The following is a 19784-nucleotide window of genomic DNA, read 5'->3' on the forward strand; positions in this document are numbered from 1 at the left end:
GGCCATCGTTTTGTTCTGTGGGATGCACCTCGGCTTCGCGGCTACGATGCAGCTGGGCCTCTTCAGCTATATCATGTGTGTGGCCTGGCTGGCCCTGCTGCCCAGCGCCGTCTGGGACTGGCTCGACCAACGGGTTCACGTCCGCGGAGAGAGTTGTCGGCTCACCGTTCCGTCTGGGCTCTCCGGGAAGATGGCCGATCTGGTGGAGACATTTCTCATTCTGCCAGGCCTCAAGATTGAAATTGATTCCGCGTGCGAGACATGGCACTTCCAGGCCGAAGACGAACATTCGCGTCGTGGATGGGACGCCTGGGCCGCACTCGTCGCCCGCTCTCGCGTTTCGATCGTGGATTGGCTCTTCACCAACCGCGTGCTCGAAGCTGTGGCCACATGGGTCGGGCGACGGGGAGGCCGCCTCGGCGGCCTGCTCAACAGAGGGCTTCGCCGTCGTCCACTACGGCGCTATCCCACCGTGATCGGCTCCGTATTCGTGGTTCTCGCTCTCGGAACCACACTGGCCTGGAACCTTCACACGGTCAACAACGGCTGGTCAATGCCGAAGTCATGGCGCACCGCGGCAGAATACGTGCGCATAGACCAAAAATGGGGGATGTTCGCGCCCTACCCGCTCAAGGTTGATGGGTGGTACGTCCTGTCAGGATCGCTGAAGAATGGCAAGACAGTCCCTCTTTTTTTCGACGAGACCTCCGTTCGGGACCCGACTGACAAGCCAGGGGATGTTTCCAGCATGTACCCCACCCAGCGGTGGCGCAAGTACCTGATGAACGTGCGACGATCGGAGTTCAGCGAACAGCGCCCCCACTTCGCCAAATGGCTCTGCGAACGCTGGAACACCCGGCACGACAGTACGCGGAGACTGTCGAGCGTCGACATGTACTTCATAGAGGAAAAGACACCTCCCCCCTACCGGGAGCCGGAGCCCGAAACGGTTCGTCTTCGGAAGCATCGCTGCTTGAGAGAGACGAGCAACGAGGAGCTATTGAAAACCGAAGAAAGAGTCGACGCCGACCGTTCGGAGGCCTCACCTGTGGATTGAAGGTAGACCCTGCACGCAAATGGTCAACAGAACACCATGGGACAGCAACAGCTCCTCCTTCTCGTGCTCGCCACCCTGATCATCGGGCTGGCGACGATTGCCGGGATCGACGCCTTCGATCAAGGCCAGCGCCGGTCGGCCGTCAACCAGATGACGCAGACGGCCCTCCACATCGCGGTCGATGTACAGGAATATGCGAAGCGTCCGGATCTCTTTCGTCGGGAAAACAGCACCGCCGGAGACAACGAGGACGGGGAACTGGTCGTGGGATTCAGTGAGCTACAGCATTACGATACGGTCGATGACGGAAGCGGGGGCGACGACTACACCGACCAGGTGGCCACCTATAGCCTCAACGGTCATAATTCGCTTCCCAACGACTACAACGAGAGCGCATGCCCCGACAACAACCCCATCAATACCGCCGAGGCCTACAGCCGCGAGCACGACGTGAGCGTGTGTGTGAGCATCACCGGCACGTCGGCCGACGATCTCAAGGCAGGCGTGGCGCCGTAGAGAGGGGCCCGCGTTCGCATTGAGAAGGGCGAACTCGAGGGGGGAAGCAGCGACGCGTGACGGATCCCGGACGCCTGGGACATCCCCTTCCGGCACGCCTGTTTATGACCCTCGTGGACGTTGCAGAAGGAGAGCGGACCACTGCACTTCGGCGGCGGCGAGACTACACACGCCTCCCAAAGCAACATGGAGATGTGCCGTGTCCGCTTCGCAATTCCTATGCCCCGCAGTTACGAAATGTAACTCTGCGCCTGCGCCCTGCCGCGCGAAGTCCCTCCTCCCTGAGGGCGTGAGTCCGCCTCAGCGCCACTCGGAACCGCCGGTCGACGGGTGAGCAGCCTACAATTGAGAATTTCGGAACGGACGCTGAGGGGATGTCGATCCGGCATGATTCCTGCGCCGGGTGATCCACACCGCATGGATAATTAGACTCTCGGTGTGGGCGATTGGATCGCCCGCGAGGCATCCCCCGGTGGCGGACCGCTCCCACCAGGGTGTGTCGAGGATGGCACCGCACTCCGAACAGATCCCCCCTCCGCACCATGGCAACCCGAGAATTCCGATTTCAAGGGGTCACCCCCCAGGGCGAGCCTGTACGGGGGACGGTGATGGCCTCGTCCAAAACCAAGGCCCGAGAGAAGGTCGACGATCTGTCGGAGGAGCATGGCTTCAAGCCTGCCGAGCTCGAAAAACGACGCACCTACCTCTACAAGGTCCGTCATCCGAACGGGGAGGTTCAGAAGGGCGAGCAAAAAGCCTACTCCGAGGACGAGGTCCGGCAAGCCCTCGACAACATGGGGCTGGAGGTCATTCGGGTCCAAAAGAAGTGGTTTGACTTCCAGTTTTCGCCCCCGCAGTCGGACCTCATCATGTTCGTACGGCTCGCGGCCAACCTGCTCCGCGAAAATCTTCCGTTCGACGAGGTGCTGGAGCTCCTGGTGAACGACGTGTCCTCGAAAAGTCTCCGGCAGGTGATTCGGGACATCCACTCGGACCTCAAAAGCGGGACCGACGCCGAGAAGGCGTTCAACAAGCACCGCGACAAGCTCGGCAAGTTCACCGCGTACATGCTGGGCATCGCCTCGAAGAGTGGAAACATGGCCGAGATCTACGAGTCCACGGCTCAGTTTCTAGAGCGGAAGGATGAATTCAAGTCGCGGGTGCGGAGCTCTATGATCATGCCGGCCGTGACCACGATCGGCATGATCGGGGCGATGATCTGGTACGTCTGGTACATCGTGCCGGCCACCGCGGGCCTGTTCGAGGGCATGAGCATGGACGTGACCATGCCCCCCCTGACCCGATGGTCGCTTGCCTTCTCGCACTGGCTCGACCGGAACTGGGTGTGGCTGCTCATCGGCACGGTTGGCCCCATTCTGGCCTTCATTGCGTGGGCACGGACGTCCCAGGGCAAATTCTACATCCACAAGTACATGGTCAAAATCCCGGTGATCGGGAAGCTCCTGCACAAAATCAACATCGAGATCTTCTGTCGCGTCTTCGCCATCCTCTACACCGGCGCTGGCGACAACCTGCGCGTCTTGCGCATCGCGGCCGAGGCCTGTGGCAATAAGTACATGGAGTACCGCATTCGAAACGTTACGATTCCCATGATGACGGCCCAGGGGGCGAGTCTCGACCGCGCCCTCAAGGCCAGTGGCGTCTTCACGTCGATGGCCATCACTCGCTTCAAGAGCGGGGCCGAAACCGGAAGCGTACAGCAGAGTGCCCAGCAACTGGCCAATTACTACCAGAAGGAGACCGAACTCAGCCTTGACGCGGCCGTCCAGAGCATCCAGACGGGAGTGTCGATCATCATCGCCATCGGCGTACTCTTTCTCACCATCCTCTCCGCGGAAATGGCTTTCATACAGCCCTCACAGGCCGACATGATGGGCATGGGCGGCGGCTAAATTGTGCAGGGCCTCGACGACGCGTCTTTCCCGTTACTCCCGTGATTTTCCGGCGATGAATTCAACCTCGAATCCCTCGTTCTCGCACGCCTCCTCGGAGGAGACATCGTCGAGGAGCGCCCGCCCGAAGTCCCTCACGCTTGGGCCGGTAGACTCTCCCCGTTTCGCAACGCCGCCCTTCGCCCCGGACGACCGGACCTCCAAGTTTGAGGAGGCGCATGCGGCCTCGTCCCCCGCGGGAGACGCGGCGGCTCAGGTCAACGGGAACCGCGCTCCCGAGTCTCCCGGAGACGGGCCGGCCCCGAGGGGGGACGGCAGATCCCCGACGGAGGACGGCCCCCGCTCGCCGGGGCCCAGCATCTCCGACGCCTCCCCCGGCGAGCCCAGAGACACGGACCTGGACAAGCTCGACGAGCTCGAGTCCGAGATCGACACCGACCTTGTCGACGAGTTCGCCTCCCGGGTGGCGTCCAGCAAGCCCGTCGCGTCGGCGACGAACGATCGCGTCGTCGAGATGCTGCTTCGGCGCGGCGTGGTCGACCCCGAACAGGTTGAGGTCGCACAGAAACGGCGAGAACAGCAAAACACCGACGTTTCGCTCTGGCGGGTGCTCGCCCAGGGAGAAGAGGTAGATGCGGAGACCATCTACGAGCGAGCGTCGCGGATCTACGCCTTCTCGGGGGCAGACCTAAACGAGCAGCCCCCCGATTTGGACTTCGTCCAGTCGACGATGGAGGAGTTTTCCGAGGAAAAACGAGACCACCTGGTTGATCTGGGGGTGGTCCCGTACCGGAAGCAACAGGCCAAGGAGGGACAGGCCGAAACGGTCTACTTGATTACTCACGACCCCATGCGCCCCGAGGTGCATCGGGTCGTCCGGTCGCTCGGGCTCGACGCGTTTGAGCTCCAGTATGCTCCCCGGTCGGCCGTCGACGAGGTGATTTCGGAAGCCCTCACACAGGGAAACAAGTACCTCGAGCGCATTCAGGAGGACCGGGCTCTCGACCTCGGCCAGAACTTCGAAGAGGAAGAGGATCTGGTCGACGAGGAGCGGCTCGAAGAGGAGATCAACCGCTCCACGCTTATCAATCTCTTCGAGGCGACCCTGGTCGAGGCGGTGCGGGAGGGCGCGTCCGACATTCACCTGTTCCCGAACGCCAACAACGAAGTGGAGATTCACTTCCGCATCAACGGGCGGCTCAACCACTGGCATACCGAGAACCGCGTCCATCCGGAGGCGCTCTTGTCGGTCGTAAAGGACAACTCGATGAACGTCGACCGGTTTGAGAGCGATGCCGCACAGGACGGGTTCATCCAGCGCGACGTCGAGGGGACCCGCATCCGGTACCGGGTTTCGATCATGCCCATTGCCGGCTCGAACCAGGACATCGAGTCGGAAAGCGTCGTCATCCGGGTCCTGGACGACCGGAAAGTCATCACGAACCTCAACAAGCTGGGCCTGGGGCCGCGGGCGCTCGATCGATTCGAGCACGCCATCGACCAGCCGTACGGCATGGTCATTCTCACCGGGCCCACCGGCTCAGGAAAGAGCACGACCCTGGTGGCGGCCCTCCACCGGGTCATCGGGCCCGGAGAGAACGTGCTCACGATTGAGGATCCCGTCGAGTACGTGATCGAAGGGGCGCGTCAGATCAAGCTCAGCGACAAGCTGCAGCTCGAAGACGCGCTGCGTTCGGTCCTCCGGCACGACCCGGACACGGTCATGGTGGGGGAGATGCGCGACAAGGTAACGGCCGAACTCGCCATCAAGCTCGCAAACACCGGGCACCTCACGTTCTCGACGCTCCACACCAACGACGCGCCGAGCGCGGTGAGCCGGCTCTACAAGATGGACATTGAGCCGTTCCTCATCGCCTACGCCATCAACTTGGTCGTGGCCCAGCGGCTCCTTCGGACGCTCTGTCCGGACTGCAGGAAAAAGCAGACGGATCCTGATCCGGTCCTTCTCAAGCAGCTTGGCTTTAGCGACGAAGAGATCGAGAACGAGACCTTCTACACCACCGGTGCCAATCCCAACTGCAACCGGTGCTCGGGCACGGGCTACGACGGCCGGCGGGCCATCGCGGAAGCCCTATACTTTACCCAGCCCATCCGGCACATGATCGTGGGGGCGGAGGGCATGGTCGACGAGGGAGAGATCCGCGACCACGCGCAGCAGGAAGACGGCATGCGGTCGCTGCAGGCCTCCGCCCGGCAGGCGGTCTTGAACGGAGAAACCACCGTCGAGGAAATGAGGCGGGTGGTGGCGACCTAAGTAGGAGCGAAAAAGCACTTTAAAAATCTGCGTATCCGAAAAATCCAAACGTGAGCACGGCATCCTGAGCTCGACTCAGAATTTTTTGGTTGCACGAAACTGCTTCCCTCGAGGAGATTCTGCATCGGGGTGCGGAACGACTGGTCTAGGTTTTTCGGATGCGCAACTAACGTTTTTTCCACGAGCCCACTTAGCATTCGAGAGGGCTGGCTCACTGGCCCACGCCCGGACGCCCACACGCCGCGCCAGAATTGGAAGGAAGGGCAGTCTGATACAGAGGCGAACGGCGTAACTGAAATGGTCACGTGTAGATACAGCTCGATAAATCCATGAAGCAAACGCTTCTTGCACTCGTTGCTCTGCTCATCGCTACCTTCCTGAGTTTCAATCAGAAGCAGGCGAGGATGCAGAGTCAGGGACAAGTGGTCCGTGCAGAAATGCAGCAGATGGCCCTCGGGGTGGCCGCTCAGACCTTGCAGGTGATACGCGCGCGAGACTTCGACGACGCCACGGAGGGGGTTCCCAGGGACAGCATCGTGCCCACGTCGGCATTTACGGAGGCTCCCTTTTCGACCGGCAACGACTGCCAGGCCTTTGGGGGGTCCGATGCGTGCGACGACGTCGACGACTTCCACGAAATGCAGACGGCCTCCATTCCCTTCACCTTTCCGACGGGGAAATTTGACTTCGACGTGGACGTGCGGGTGCGCTACGTGGATCCGGATTTACAATCCACGGGGGGATCCCGATCCAGTCGAAAACAGGTCATTGTAGAGGTTCAAGACGATCCGTCGTCAGGGAGCCCTCGGTTGCCAGAGCCCATCGAGTATTCAGAAGTGATATCGTATCCGTAAGTTCTGGTCGGCCGATGCAGTCAACAAATCTTCCGAAAAGATAAGCGCGAGACCCCATGCCCTTCATTTACGATACCCTGGTGGCCACGCTCATTTCGATGACCGTTCTGCTAATCTTGAGCTCGATCCAGACGGAAGCGACTCAGAGCAATACGGCCCGGACCTCCCGAAATGTAGCCAAGACACAGGCCCAGGACTTTTCGACGTGGCTGGAAGAAGATCTAGGGGAGATCGGAAAGAACATGTCTTCCAACGCCGCGGCTTTCCAGACTCATCAGGACTCGACCAAGTGGCACACCACCGAATTCACGTTTAAGTACGAGACTGTAAGCGGTACGCTCGTGAGAACCCGCTACGAGCTCGAGAAAGCTGGCACCCGTACAGTGGACGGCACGACAGAGACCCTGTATGAGGTCGTTCGCTCCCGCAAGGTGGGCTCCGGATCGTGGCAGCAAAAGGGACAGAGCCCCGCAAACCTAGGCTATTTTGAGGTGAATAAGCTGGACAAAAATGCTACTCCAGTGTCGAACCCGAGCGAAGTAGAGAGCATTCGTGTTCGATTTTCTGTGATTGCCCCGTTCCAGAGCGAAGAGACTTTTCTGCGAAGGGTCCGTCGATCGGCCGTGATTCCATACGAATAGCAAAGCGAAATCCCGTCCAGAAAGTTCTGCTCTCGGGTAAAAGATACCTCTCTTCCAGGCCCAGTGCCCGCTAAACCTGTTATATTTGACATGGCATTTTTTTTGCTCCAATCAATGGTGGGTGATTTACTACTTTATAGAAAAGTCCAGTCCATCGGCACATTGCAGAACTAAGAAGGTCTCATGGGTAAATACATCGTTCTCGCCACCCTCGCCATCGCCCTCAGCACGACGATCCTGGCAAATCAGGGGCTGCGGACCGACCTGGACACGAATCAGTCGCAAGTGACACGACAAGAAACGGTCCTTGCCCGGCAAATCGCCCTCTCGGCCTTCGAAATGGGGTTGAGCAACCTGAAGCGAGACTTCACGAGTTGGCGAGTCCAGCGCACGGAGGTTGCCTACGAGGGAGGGACCTTTGATTTGACCGCGAGCGGTCCATCGAGCGGGCCAGTGTCCCTCACCGCAGTTGGGCACTTTGGAGGCGTAACCTATAGAATTACCGGGAAGGCTGAACAGAAAGAGGTAGTGAGCGGATTGTTTAACGGGATTACGGCGGGAGGCTCGGTGGATTTTAATGTCTCTGGGCCTGGGTGCAGTGGAGGCCCCTGCGTATCAGGAATCGATCCCGCCGGGGGCGAGAACCGGCGCGGCATCAGTCTGCCGCACTCGGGGACACAGGATCAAGACGAGAAGGATGTCTGCGATGAGTTTGGAGATAAAGTGGAAGGAAAAGGCGACGGATGTGATGTGAGCAGTCGATCCCAGGCGCTAGAGGAATGGATCGATAATGAGATGGACAACCTCAAGTCCGAGATCGAGAGTCAGGCCAGTCGAGGCTCCGACGATGTGACCGTTTGCGAAAGTGGGGATAATTCCGGAAACGGAAACGGTAATGGTAACGGAAACAGTGGGGGACCGTCTAGTAGTTGTCGGTTGAATGGCAGCAGTACCGGCAGCGGCATTCTCTATGTGAAGGGGGACATGGTGATCAACGGCCAAGCGCAGTGGAACGGGCCCGTCTACGTCGCCGACGGCGGATCGATCCGAATCAACGGAGGTGGTGGTACAGCCAACATCAATGGGGGCCTCCTGATGGAGGGGAATACGGAGCTCGACATGAATGGCGGAAACCGGGTGCAGTACAATTCCGAGAAGATTGAGAAATACTTCAACACGGTCTCTTCTCTCAGCACGACGATCGTTCAAGTTACGAACCGTTCCGGGGGGCTCGTTCGATGAATGGGCGACAGGTCCGCCCCGCCTTACTGTCCCGCTCCTTCCGGTTGAAGGAAGTGGGTGTTCGGAGGAAGCAAACCGCAGGTCGAGCAGATTCGACTTGCGGTTTACTTTATGTGCTGGCGTTCGGCGTGCGTTTTGCTTTCAGTTTGTGCGGCGGGTTGCGTCGCTTCTGGCTCATTTGAATGAACCTGGCTCCCCCGTGTCTCAAAATACACTTGAAGATACTTCACCCCTCAACGAAAAAACGGACGGTCGAAACAGACATTCCGATCCAGTTTCCGGGGCGTCTCTCCCGGACGCCTGTCAGCGCATCATTAATTCCATCCCGGAGGCGTACCGGGGGCAGCGGCGGCTCCGATACTTGGCAGAAAAGACGGACGAGCTCTCCCCGGAGGAGGAGAGTACGCTCCGAGGCCGCATACGCCGATTCGCAAAACGCACGCTGGAGCTCGACGCTAGCGACATGGACCTGGGCGGGCGCGCCTGCGATGGCCATGTGTGGTATCGGGTCGATGGGGACAAGCGACGGGAAGAGGACATGGGCACTTACGAGGCCCTCGAAACGGACATTCTCATCCTCAATCTTCTCAACGAGAAGCAAACGCGGGAGCTCTTGGAGGAGGGGGCGGCTGACTTTTCGTATCGCCTCGATGTGGAGAGCCACGACGGGCGGCCCCGTCGCTTTCGGGCCACGGCGTACTCGGACTATGATCACGCCGCACTCAACATGCGCGCCATCACCGACGAGGTGTTCGCACTCGACGATCTGGGCTTCCATCCGAAAATCCAGAAGGGCATGATGTTTCGGCACGTGCGGGACGGGCTTACCCTCATCACCGGCGTTACGGGGTCGGGCAAAAGCACCACGCTCGACGCCATCATCGACGCCAACAATCAGGACTTTCCCGGCCACATCGTCATCATCGCCCAACCGGTCGAGTACATGCACAAGCCCAAGAAGTGCATCGTCCGGCACCGAGAGGTGGGAAAGGACGTGGAAACCTTCAAGGCGGGCATCACGCAGGCCCTCCGGCAGGACCCCGACATCGTCATGATCGGGGAAATGCGGGACCCGGCGACCATCCAGGCGGCCCTTGAGATTACCGATTCGGGCCACAAGGTCTTCTCGACGCTCCACACCTCTTCGGCCATGGAAACCATCGACCGCATCGTCGCTGAGGTGCCCCCCGAGGAGCAGCAGCGGGTCCGCCACCGGCTCGCGGACGTTCTGCGCTGCGTTGTGTCACAGAAGCTGCTCCCAAAAATCGGGGGGGGACGCCAGCTCGCCAAGGAAGTGCTCTGGGTCGACTCGTCGGCCCGAGCGGCCATCAAAAACGACAACGTGGGGGAAGTTTACCAAATGATGTGGGAGGGGGGCAAGCAGGGCCAAACGACCCTCGAACAAGACCTGTATCGTCTGGTCCGCAAGCGCAAAATTAAGCCGGAAGACGCGATGGACTACGCGAACAACAAGAAGCGGCTCAACCGTCTGGCATGATCCCCTGAACGTCATCTCAGGGCTCGCATCTCAGGGTTCGTTGGACCCCGAGTCCAGGTCTCCCCGGGGCTTTTCGACGTTCACGAAATACAGCGACGTCTCCGGCTGCCGCGTCCCCACCTGAACGTTCCAATACGCGGCAGGGTCGTCCCCGAACCGTTCTTTTCGGGGCTCCTTCTCGTCCTTGCTCGACTGGTGGACAAACTTGGAACGAAGGTTGCATGGTTGAAGCGTGGGGCTCGACAGAACCCTCGTGGCCGCCTCGCGCTCGATCAACTCGGGGCAGCGGGGGGCCCCTGCTCCTCACGAATTTCCCTCCCACAGTTCCAAGCGGATGAGCACATACGCACTGGGTATCATGGTGTCGGCCAAGGCCCTCCACGCCGTGCTGGTGGAGCGCACGGATGAGGAGGGAGCGGTCGTCCAGTTCAAGATGAGTGCCTCTCAGACCGGGGCCGGGGACGCCGCGCTTCCGTTTTCGGGGCCGGAAGAAGGAACGCCCGGCGTGGAGGAGGAACCGGACGACGTGACGATCCAGTTCGGCGATGAGGGAGGCGGGGGGGACATGTTCATGGGGTCGGAATTTGACGAGCTCGACGGTGGGGACGACGACCTGGCAGGGCTGGACAGCGGCACGGAGACGTGGAATTTCCAGGCGGAACTCGATCAGGTCCTCGACGAGTGCGCGGAGCGGGGATACGAGGACCCGGAAATTGCCTTCTGCAGCGCGGCCTCAGAGATTGACGAGGTCGAGCTCCGGCTTCCGCCGGACGAGGGAGAGGAGCACGCGGAAGGAAAGCGTGGCCTCCCGCTGCCGACCTCTCGGTCTGCCCTCCTCGAGATGCTCGAGGAACAGTACGAGGGCGGTGTGGACGAGGAGCGGGTGGGCTTCGTGCCGATGCACCGGACGGGAGATGGCCGCCAGCGTGTGCTGGCCCTCATTGTTCGGCCGGTGAACCCGGTGCTTCGCACCCTCTCGACGATGCAGGAGCAGACCCTTTCGCGCACCCCAAAGGCCCGTCTGCTCGACGCGGAGCCCTCTCTGTACCTGGGGCTTGCCCGGTCGATTCTCCAGCTTCCCCCGGAGACGCCCGAGAAGACGATTCTGGTGCGATCCGGCTCCGACGACACGGCTGTCCTCTTCATGAAGGGCAATACGCTGCTTCAATCGGAGCACCTGCCCGAGCTCACCGCGGAGGACTCCGCCGAGACCGTCTGCAGTCGGGTGCTCCTCCTGCAGGACGAGTACGGAATCGGAGAGGTGCAGCACATTCTCCTAATCGCGGAGCAAAATGAGGAGGTCCTTGCAGACGCCTTCAAGTCGTATTTTGCGAGTGCGAACCTCCGCCTGCTTCGCACGCATCTACCTGGTGGAGCGGAGACGGACTCGGACACCTACGCGGCGACGACCGGTGCGGCCCTCCGTCTTCTCGACGATCCGGACTACGAACCCTTCTTCCAGTCGGTCAATCTCCTGCCGGAGGACTACACCAGAAGGCGCTTCCGAATTCCGGTCGGATGGTCGGTGCCTGTCCTGCTCGCTCTGCTTGCCGTCGCAACCCTCGGATTTGTCTGGTACTACATCGCGAACGCACAGGCGATCGGCGAACGGCGGACGAAACTGAGGGCCCTGGAGCGACAGGTCGAGCAAGCAGACCCGCAAGCACTGCAACGGCGCATCGACAGCGTCCAGTCCACAGCGGCCCAGTATTCGGCGGGCCTTGAGGTCATTCAGGGCCTCCTCCGGGGAAGCAACAAGTGGAGCAAAGGAATGGCCACCGTCACGGCCCAGATCGACGCCATCGAGGGACTCTCCATCGAGCAGTGGAGTCCGGTGAGCGACACGGCAGTTTCCGTGACCGGAAAATCGAAGGCCCGGTCCCACGTGGTCCAACTGGCCCGGCGGTTGGAGGGCCAGATCAACAGCCTGACCTTTACCGAGGTGCGGGACGTGCCCCTGTACAACTTTGAGCTTGCGATTCCTCTTGACATGGCCAAGCCCAGGGCCGTCACCTACTGGCGCAAGCAACGTTCGACCGCAACCTCGTCGACCGAATCGACCCAAACTGCCGCGGTGGACTCAACGACGCCTCCTCCGTCCGAATCGGAGCGCGACACCTCCCGAATTGCCGGCACGGCAACGTCGCCCCCCGGCGAAGCCGTTGCCAACGCGTCCTCCTCCCCCCCAGCCCCCGCCGCAGACTCGTCGGGAGCCGACACCTGGACCGTCGTCGTCGCCTCTCTGGTGGAGAAGCAGGCGGCCGAGCAGGTTGCCCAAGAGTATCGGGATCGCCTGAGCACGGCGGACTATCCCGTTCAAATACGATACAGTTCCGGGAAAGGCCGGTACCGTGTAGGCGTCGGAACCTTCTCCTCGTTCGAAGCCGGATGGTCCACGCTCCAGGAGAACGGGGAGCGCCTCCCGGAGGACGCATGGATGCACAGGTATTCCTCGGGGCAGGCGGGAACGGATACCATCTCGGAGACTCCATGAACCCCACGAGGCCTGACCCGCAAGGGGACGTCCACAGATCCCTGTCTGGCATGCACTGCAGCACCAATCGTCACTCCCCATTCCAGAAGCGACATCAAATTTAGCGCCGCAGGCCTGCCTGCCCGAGCAGCGTCATCCCGCCCTCTGCTGAGGTGACCCCCCGAAGGTCATCCTCTTCCGCGTGGGACCCTCGTCAGGGAGCCCAAAATCACGCGCCCTCTGACGCTGCGGGTGGCACGACCATCGAGGACGCTCTTCGGACGCGATGGCACCAGCGCTGCCTATATTTCTTCGGCATCAATTGAACGCCTCATGTTCAACGTTGGCTCCAACCAGATTCTCCTCCTCACCTGCCTCGCTCTCCTGATTGCGAGCGGCACGTACCTGACGTATTTCCGTCAGCAGAACACGCTCAACGCACTGGAGCAGGAGATTGAGGCGAAGCGGGAAGAGCAGGAGAACATCCGAACGCTCCAAGCCAACCTCACGAAGGCGAGGGCCACGCTCGACACGCTGCGACAACGGTGGCGCACCCGGTACAAAATCATCCCCGAAACCGTCTCGTCGCCAGCCGCCGTGAACTACCTGACGGAACTCACACAGACGGGATTCAAGACGTTCAACGTGACCTCGGAGGGCGTGGAGAAGCGAAACGGATACAGCGTCCGAACCTTCAGTGCCGAGGGGGAAGCCTCCTTCAAAAGCCTGTACCGGTTCGTGTGGACGGTCGAAAACAGCCGTCCTTTTTACCGGATCCGCGATCTCAGTCTGAGCTACCTCGAGAAGCGCACACAGGATGAGGAGACGAACCGCACGACAATGGAGGTCCTAGTGTCCTTCCAGATGAACGTACAGGCCGTTTTCGGGGCGGTCGACAAGATCGAACAGAATCGACCCTCCGACGAGCGGGAAGTGGAGGGACTTCCGGTGGTCCAAACGTCCACGAGTCCCCCGCTCCCTTCACGCGTCCTCCCCGATCCAGCGCCCGAGCGGAATCCCTTCTATCCCCTCGTATTCGAGCAGATTCCTCCGAACGAGTACGGGCGCCTGAACGTCGAGTCGGCCACGCTCGTCTCGATTGTCGACGGGCGAGCCGTCTTCGAGACAGGGGATGGATTTGAGCGTGTCGCGGAAGGGGACCGGGTGTACCTAGGCCGAATCGTCGAGGTGAACGCCACCAAAGGCCGGGTTGTCGCTCGGCTGAATAAGGGGGGTGTGGTTGAGAAGGTGGAGCTCACCCTAGATGCCGACAGCCTCCTCCAACGACTCCGTAACCGAGAGGGGCAGAATTCGGGGGGACAGCAGGAATAATACTTGCAACAGTCAATTCACGTCATCGCCGATAGAAAAGGGGAGAGCCAGCGGAACTGCTCTGCTGTCCCTTGCACGTTCTTCTCTGCATAGCATTCTCCCTGTAGGTAGATCCGACCATGGAACGCACTCTGCTCACGATTCGCTGCTTAATCGCCGGCCTGGTCGCGGGCGTCCTGCTGGGCGCTCCCATTCTGCCGGCCGCGGCACAGGAGCGTCCGAGTCAGCGAAAGACGCGGACCTACATCCCCCCCGAGAAACTGGTTTCGTTTCGGAAGAACACTCCCCTGAACCAGTTCATCGAGCTCCTCAACCCGGTCTTCGAACGAGAGCTGGGAAAGCGAATCGTGGACCCGAAGAACCGGACGATTCCCATCCGAGTCCCCATCTCGGGCATGCACTACTTCGATGCCTTCGAAAAGGTCCTACAGGCAAATGATTTGGCCTACCAGGAGACGGAGACGGTTTTCCTCGTCCGAAAGCCCCAGCAGAGTGAAGGCCGAGTCCCGCAGGATACGAGTGGATCCCCCCCCGCCACGCTCGGGACCCGCGAAATTCGGATCAACGCGATTCTTTTCAATCTGAACCTTACGAAGGTCCGAGACCAGGGCCTACGGTGGAACGAGATCCTTGGATCTCTCCAGCAGGGCGGGTCTGGAGGACAAGGTGGTTCGGGAGGACAGGGCGGGTCTGGAGGACAGGGCGGGCAGGGCCAGCAGGGGACCTTCTCCATCAAGACCGACAATCTCTTCGAAAGCGTCGATAATATCCTGCAGGCCCCTGAGCAGATCACTCTCGGTCGCTTCCGGCGATTTCTCAATTTGCTTGAGCAAGAGAACGTGGGACGAACGATCGCAAATCCGCAGGTGACCGTCCAGAGCGGAGAGCAAGGTCAGATCCAGATCGGACAGGACATCCCGGTCCAGACGCAGGACTTTGCGGGCAACACGGTGACGCGCTTCTTCGAGACCGGCATCATCGTCGACGTCACGCCGACCCTGCTCAGTCAGCCTACTGCCGATACGTCTGGGGCTCCCGTCATCGACTTCATCCACATGGACGTGAAGGTTGAAGACTCCAACAGCCAGCCGTCCCCTTCGGGCCCTGTCATCAACCGAAATCAGGCGAACACGCAGGTGCTTCTGCTCGATGGAGGGGCGACCGTCATTGGGGGTCTCATCTCGAAGCAGAAGACGAAAACCCGAAGTGGAGTCCCAATCCTGAAGGACCTGCCGGGGTGGTTCTTCGGGCTTCGGTACATCTTTGGCACAACGACGACGAACGTCACCGAGCAAGAGCTCCTCATTGTGCTCCAGGCGGAGATTGTGGAGCCGCTTCGGGCCCGAGCGAAACAGGCGCGCAAGGATGAGCTCATCGACAGCCGCCGCCGCAACGCCCGTGAGGCCTTGAAGCGGCTCGGAAAGCGGTACACAGAGCAGGATTGGTTCCCCAAACCCAAGTCCGAGTCGAAGCAGGACGAAGACGAGAGTCGTGAAAATCCGGACCGCTAGCGGTCCGGGCCCGGTTCCGCACGCCCGCGGCCCGCCGACTTGCGGGGGCAGGAACACCCGTTCCGGCGTCTGATACAGGGGAGCGCTTTCGTGCCTCCAAACGTGTCCGCGACGTGCGCCCATGATTCCCGTCTGGCTCACCGACACGGTGACGAGTGACCTGAACCGGGCTATTCACTACACCCAACTCTGGGGCCTGCACGGCATGGAGCTACGGACCGTCGGTGGCCCCGATGACCGGGTCCCCTTCGTCAACGAGAAACAGATCCGGACCCAGATTGAGGGCACGGACCTGCTCCTCTCCAGCGTGGTCCCGAGCGTGTTTGAGGGGCCAGTGAGCGACCGTGCCGCCTGGATGAACGACCTTCTCCGGTTCGAAGATACCCTCGAGCTGTGCCAGCGAGTTGGCTGCCCCCGAGTCACCATCGCCCCGTTCGCGGCGGAGCCCGGCCGTTCCATGGAGCCGATGGCCGAGGCCCTACAGCGGGCCGGTGAGAAAGCAGACGAGCATGACGTTCTGATCGCCGTCCGCAACGGCCCCGAGACCGCGTGCCCGACCGGTCAGGCCCTCGCCGAACTGCTAGGCCGTGTGGACGCCTCGAGTGTACGAGCGGCCTGGAACCCTGTCGGGGCACTTCGGGCCGGCGAGGATCCCACGGAGGGATTGATGGCACTCGCGGGACTCGTGACGCTTGTTCGTTGCAGCGATGGCGGCGTCGAAGGAGGACGCTGGGTCGAGCGTCCCCTCGGGGACGGAGCCGTCGGGTGGAGGGAGCAGCTGGAACAGTTGTCCGCACAGGGCTTCCGGGGACCCATCAGCCTCGAAATTTACCAGGAACCGCGGCCGAAACACGGCCTCCGATCGGCCACAACCCTCATCCAGATGGTCCGTGACGTGCGGGCCGAGGCCGTATCGGGGGACCGGTAAGGAGACCCTCTTCCGGACCCGCGAACCCTGGCTCTCGCAGGACACTTGCCTCTCGCAGGAGGCCCTCACGAATCCGGAGTGAGCCGGACCCGGGGCAGCGTCCAGGGGCACGACCCCCATGTCCGCAAGGACCGCGGTCCGGAAACTCCCCCGGAATTCCATCCGTATCGTGCGCAGACTTCGCGATGTCCTCATCACAGACACGGTGCAAGTGCTCATGGCTGTATCCCGGGACGACGTCCAGCACGTCGCACAGCTCGCCCGACTCGACTTCTCGGAGGAGGAAGAGCGACAGATGGCCGAGGAGCTAAGCCGAATCCTCGACTACGTCGACAAGCTCAACGAACTGGACACGTCTGGAGTGCGCCCGATGTCGCACGTCCTGGACGTCACGAACGTCTTCCGTGCAGACGAGGTTGAGACCCGTATCAACCGAGAACAGGCCCTTGAACCTGCCCCGGAGGACGACGATGAGCACTTCCAGGTGCCGAAGGTGATCGAGTAGTCCCTGTGCCCACCGCGCGGCAAAGCCTCCCGGGTGCTGGGGCGATGTCGTGGAACGGAGAGGAAACCACTACTCTCCACGAGAGGCCGCCGGGGATCAGAGACAGTCAGGAGGATTGGGGCCTGGCTTCTGGCCTCAGCGCACCACTTCAATCGATCCCGTCTTCGTCTGCTCGTCCAGCACAAGCCGGTACGGATACGTGCCCGCGGCCCAGTTTGCCGTGCGCACGTGCACCTCGTGTGTGCCGGGCGAAAAGGACCCGTAGCGCCGGGTGGCGACACGCCGTCCCAGAAGATCGTAGACCTGCAGGGTGACAGACGTCTGGGCGGAGAGCGCCAATTCGAATCGGGTCTGCGAGCGGGCGGGGTTCGGAATATTTCGGCTTACGGTCGTCGTGGTCGGGGGCAGGTCCACGCGATCGTCCACGCGGCGCACAATGGCAGAGCGCTTGGGGTAAAAGAGATCTCCGGGGCACGCTGTCGCCTTAATGTCCCGATGCCCGTAGATGGTGCGAAAAGTGCGCCCGTATCCTTCGTAGAAGCTAAATCCTCGGGGGCGAATGCGGCGCCGCTGTGCAATCCAGGCGAAGAGGTCGACGAAACTGTCGATGAGCGACGGTGTGGGTTGCTGGTTCTCGGGAGGATGGAAGTACCCGAGCCCGGCCGTGCCCACGCTTCCGTCGTTGTATCCGTCATGGGCGGCCACCACGTCCCGCGTCGGGTTTCCGTCCTCTCGTCCCTGAAAAATGGCCCCAGTCTGGCACACGAGATAATTATACCCGATGTCGATCCACCCTCGCGTGTTCATGTGGAAGTCTTGGATGGCCCGCACGGCGGCCGCACAGTCCGTCCACGTGTCGGCGGCCCCGGCGCTAGCGGTGGCTGTGTGATGGATGGCTAGGTGCGTAGCGCGCTCGTACTGGTAGCCCTGCGACGGGGGCTGCGCGCCCCACTCGCTGCGCGCGTAGATGCGGGGCTTCGACGTATCGGCCGTTCCCCCCGGTCCCCTGATGTCTTTCGGGGGAGCGGGACCGTCTGTCGAGTTGATGACGTGAAAGGAAAGACGCTGGAGGGTGGGGGAGGCCGTGTCGGTGGCCTGCAGGGTGAGACGCGCCTGCACGTAGCGGGTGCCCGGCTTCACCAGGAGGGGGCCTGCCGCGACGTCTCCCACGTAGGACGCTGCGTGTTCAGCGTCACTGGGAGGAGCGGAAACCGGCGTTCGATGGGGGAGAATTACCCACTCGGTCCACGTACTGCGGTCTGTGCTCGTCCGGAGTTCGATCCTGAGGTCCGCCCCGTCCGGTACGTCCGCGTCCCAGTGCAGTCCGACCGCGTTCGCGGGAAAAGGAAGACCGATCACTGAAGAGAGGACCGTCCCCGTGTCTGCCCCCCTCCGCAGGCGTACGGCCTCGTCAACCCGGATGCCGGATGCGGCCTTGGCCGCACTGCGCCAGTCGGCCGCCGACAGGTGGAGGCGAGCGCGCTGGACGGAAGAGGCGCCCGTGTTCGGGGCCTGAGCGTGAGTAGGAACGCTCCATCCGGCAAGAAGAACCACGAGAACGGCGTACAGAAAAGGCGGTTTGGCCTCCATGGCGGCGCTCTCCTTTTTGAAAAAGCATACCTTCTAAAGAAAAACAGTATCAATCGAGCACAATTCCAAATCATTCGAACCCGCCACAGTGTAGGCCGCGTTCTTCTCGGCGCGGCGTCAACGCTTGCTGTTGATGGTGGGGCCCCGGCGGCACTCGGGGCGACCTGTCGTGCGTTTTGTGGCCGCACCGGTGGGCTGAGGCTCAGAACGGCTGTCCCACCGTGGAGACGTGCGGGAGGTGCAATGGAGAATCTGTGAGGACATCATCAGGACTCCGGTCGCGGGGAACGGTCTGTCCGTATTTATGTGTGTTCCTACACGGAATTGGTGAAGTGCAAACATTGCTACTTCGGCCATGGGACGCATCCTGCGCAATCGCATTAAGCAAACGGTTCCCTTCGACGATCAGGCGCAGGACGCGATGTTGAATCTCTTTGTCGCCGCTGCACACGTGCGCCGACGCGTCGAGGAGGTCTGCCAGCAGTACGATCTCCAGTTCAGTCATCACAACGTCCTTCGCATCCTCCGTGGGGTCCATCCCGACGGGCATCCCCGCTGTGAGATCATCGAGCGGATGCTGGATCCTTCCCCCGACGTGACCCGCCTGATCGATAAGCTTGTAGACCGGGGACTCGTCCGACGATCAGAGAGCGAAGAGGACCGCCGGATGACGATTCATACCATCACGGACGAAGGGCTCGCCCTGCTCGACGAGATGAATCCCGACATTCGAGCCGTCCAACGCTGGTTCGACGAGCGAGTGTCCGACCGAGACCTTCAGCATCTCTCTCGCATCTGTGAGGGCATCTACGCAGGATACGAGCACGACGAGTAGTCTCAAAAACATGTTTCAACAAATAGTGCGGGACGGCTGTATCGTTCATTCGGCCTGTCCCGCGGGTGTGCGGCGTTCGGGCATCCGACGAAGACCCTGCGCACCCTGCATCGTTCGATTTCATGGATCAACCCCCACAAACAATGAGTGATCTAGACACGCAGGACCAGGAACTGAACGACATGATCCTCCAGGGCAAGATTCTGGAGGCCTTCGACAAGTTCTACGCCGACGATATCGTCATGGAGGAAGACGGGGACGAGCGCGTCGGCAAGGAGGCGAACCGGGAGTACGAGGAGCACTTCGTCGGCTCCCTCGAAGAATTCCATTCCGCCGAAGTGGTGGCGCGGGCAGTTGACGAGGAAAACAATGTGACCTTTTCGGAGTGGGAAAACGACATGACCCTCGAAGGGGTGGGTCGGGTTCAGCAGCGGCAAGTTGCCGTCCGCACCTGGAACGATGAGGGCCAAGTGACCCACGAGAAGTTCTACAAGCTCGGATAACGGCCGTCGGAAGCGCTCTCAGAATGGAACCCCGAATTTCCGCGCGGTTCCTCCCCCACCAAGAGAAGTCCCCGGAGTTGGTTTGACTCCGGGGATTTCTATTCGGGAGCG

At 61.2% G+C, this 19784-nt stretch carries 16 protein-coding genes; 15 read left to right on the forward strand and 1 reads right to left on the reverse strand.

All coding sequences use genetic code 11. The features are described 5' to 3' along the window. From ABEL04_RS00705 to gatC, 13 genes are all read left to right on the forward strand, one after another. Window positions 1-1057: hypothetical protein (locus ABEL04_RS00705; RefSeq protein WP_375800451.1), on the forward strand; the 1057-nt coding region annotated here is incomplete at its 5' end. Window positions 1058-1093: 36 nt separating this feature from the next. Continuing rightward, complete coding sequence (locus ABEL04_RS00710) at window positions 1094-1573, forward strand: hypothetical protein (RefSeq protein WP_375800452.1); 480 nt, start codon at window positions 1094-1096, stop codon at window positions 1571-1573. 542 nt (window positions 1574-2115) lie between these two features. Continuing rightward, window positions 2116-3486: a type II secretion system F family protein gene (locus tag ABEL04_RS00715; protein WP_375800453.1), complete on the forward strand. Its 1371-nt coding sequence runs from the start codon at window positions 2116-2118 to the stop codon at window positions 3484-3486. 55 nt (window positions 3487-3541) lie between these two features. Continuing rightward, the gene (locus ABEL04_RS00720; protein WP_375800454.1) at window positions 3542-5761 is read left to right on the forward strand and encodes an ATPase, T2SS/T4P/T4SS family; all 2220 of its coding nucleotides are present in this window, start codon (window positions 3542-3544) and stop codon (window positions 5759-5761) included. 329 nt (window positions 5762-6090) lie between these two features. Next, a complete protein-coding gene (locus ABEL04_RS00725; RefSeq protein ID WP_375800455.1) occupies window positions 6091-6615 on the forward strand; it encodes a hypothetical protein in 525 nt (174 codons plus the stop codon). A 56-nt stretch (window positions 6616-6671) separates the two neighbouring features. Beyond that, window positions 6672-7256 (forward strand): hypothetical protein, encoded by a 585-nt coding sequence (locus ABEL04_RS00730; RefSeq protein ID WP_375800456.1) that lies wholly within the window; start codon window positions 6672-6674, stop codon window positions 7254-7256. 183 nt (window positions 7257-7439) lie between these two features. Next, window positions 7440-8498, forward strand: a complete 1059-nt coding sequence (locus tag ABEL04_RS00735) for a hypothetical protein (protein WP_375800457.1) — start codon at window positions 7440-7442, stop codon at window positions 8496-8498. A 310-nt stretch (window positions 8499-8808) separates the two neighbouring features. Continuing rightward, window positions 8809-9996, forward strand: a complete 1188-nt coding sequence (locus ABEL04_RS00740; RefSeq protein WP_375800465.1) for a type IV pilus twitching motility protein PilT — start codon at window positions 8809-8811, stop codon at window positions 9994-9996. A 334-nt stretch (window positions 9997-10330) separates the two neighbouring features. Beyond that, on the forward strand, window positions 10331-12490 hold the full coding sequence (locus ABEL04_RS00745; protein ID WP_375800458.1) for an SPOR domain-containing protein: 2160 nt from the start codon (window positions 10331-10333) through the stop codon (window positions 12488-12490). A 312-nt stretch (window positions 12491-12802) separates the two neighbouring features. Continuing rightward, complete coding sequence (locus ABEL04_RS00750; protein WP_375800459.1) at window positions 12803-13801, forward strand: hypothetical protein; 999 nt, start codon at window positions 12803-12805, stop codon at window positions 13799-13801. Window positions 13802-13920: 119 nt separating this feature from the next. Next, the gene (locus ABEL04_RS00755; RefSeq protein ID WP_375800460.1) at window positions 13921-15312 is read left to right on the forward strand and encodes a type II and III secretion system protein; all 1392 of its coding nucleotides are present in this window, start codon (window positions 13921-13923) and stop codon (window positions 15310-15312) included. 121 nt (window positions 15313-15433) lie between these two features. Next, window positions 15434-16240: a sugar phosphate isomerase/epimerase family protein gene (locus ABEL04_RS00760; protein ID WP_375800461.1), complete on the forward strand. Its 807-nt coding sequence runs from the start codon at window positions 15434-15436 to the stop codon at window positions 16238-16240. Between the two features lie 217 nt (window positions 16241-16457). Then, window positions 16458-16745, forward strand: coding sequence for an Asp-tRNA(Asn)/Glu-tRNA(Gln) amidotransferase subunit GatC (gene gatC / locus ABEL04_RS00765; protein ID WP_375800466.1), 288 nt, complete (start codon window positions 16458-16460; stop codon window positions 16743-16745). A gap of 135 nt (window positions 16746-16880) precedes the next feature. Here the strand turns inward: gatC and ABEL04_RS00770 are convergent, their stop codons facing one another. Further along, window positions 16881-18335 (reverse strand): N-acetylmuramoyl-L-alanine amidase, encoded by a 1455-nt coding sequence (locus tag ABEL04_RS00770; RefSeq protein ID WP_375800462.1) that lies wholly within the window; start codon window positions 18333-18335, stop codon window positions 16881-16883. Between the two features lie 355 nt (window positions 18336-18690). Between ABEL04_RS00770 and ABEL04_RS00775 the strand changes: the two genes are divergently transcribed. Further along, entirely contained in the window at window positions 18691-19170 is a 480-nt protein-coding gene (locus tag ABEL04_RS00775) for a MarR family winged helix-turn-helix transcriptional regulator (RefSeq protein ID WP_375800463.1), read from the forward strand. A gap of 143 nt (window positions 19171-19313) precedes the next feature. Continuing rightward, the gene (locus tag ABEL04_RS00780; protein WP_375800464.1) at window positions 19314-19673 is read left to right on the forward strand and encodes a nuclear transport factor 2 family protein; all 360 of its coding nucleotides are present in this window, start codon (window positions 19314-19316) and stop codon (window positions 19671-19673) included. Window positions 19674-19784: the final 111 nt, after the last annotated feature.

Source organism: Salinibacter sp. (assembly GCF_042218895.1).
Classification (GTDB): Bacteria; Bacteroidota; Rhodothermia; order Rhodothermales; family Salinibacteraceae; genus Salinibacter.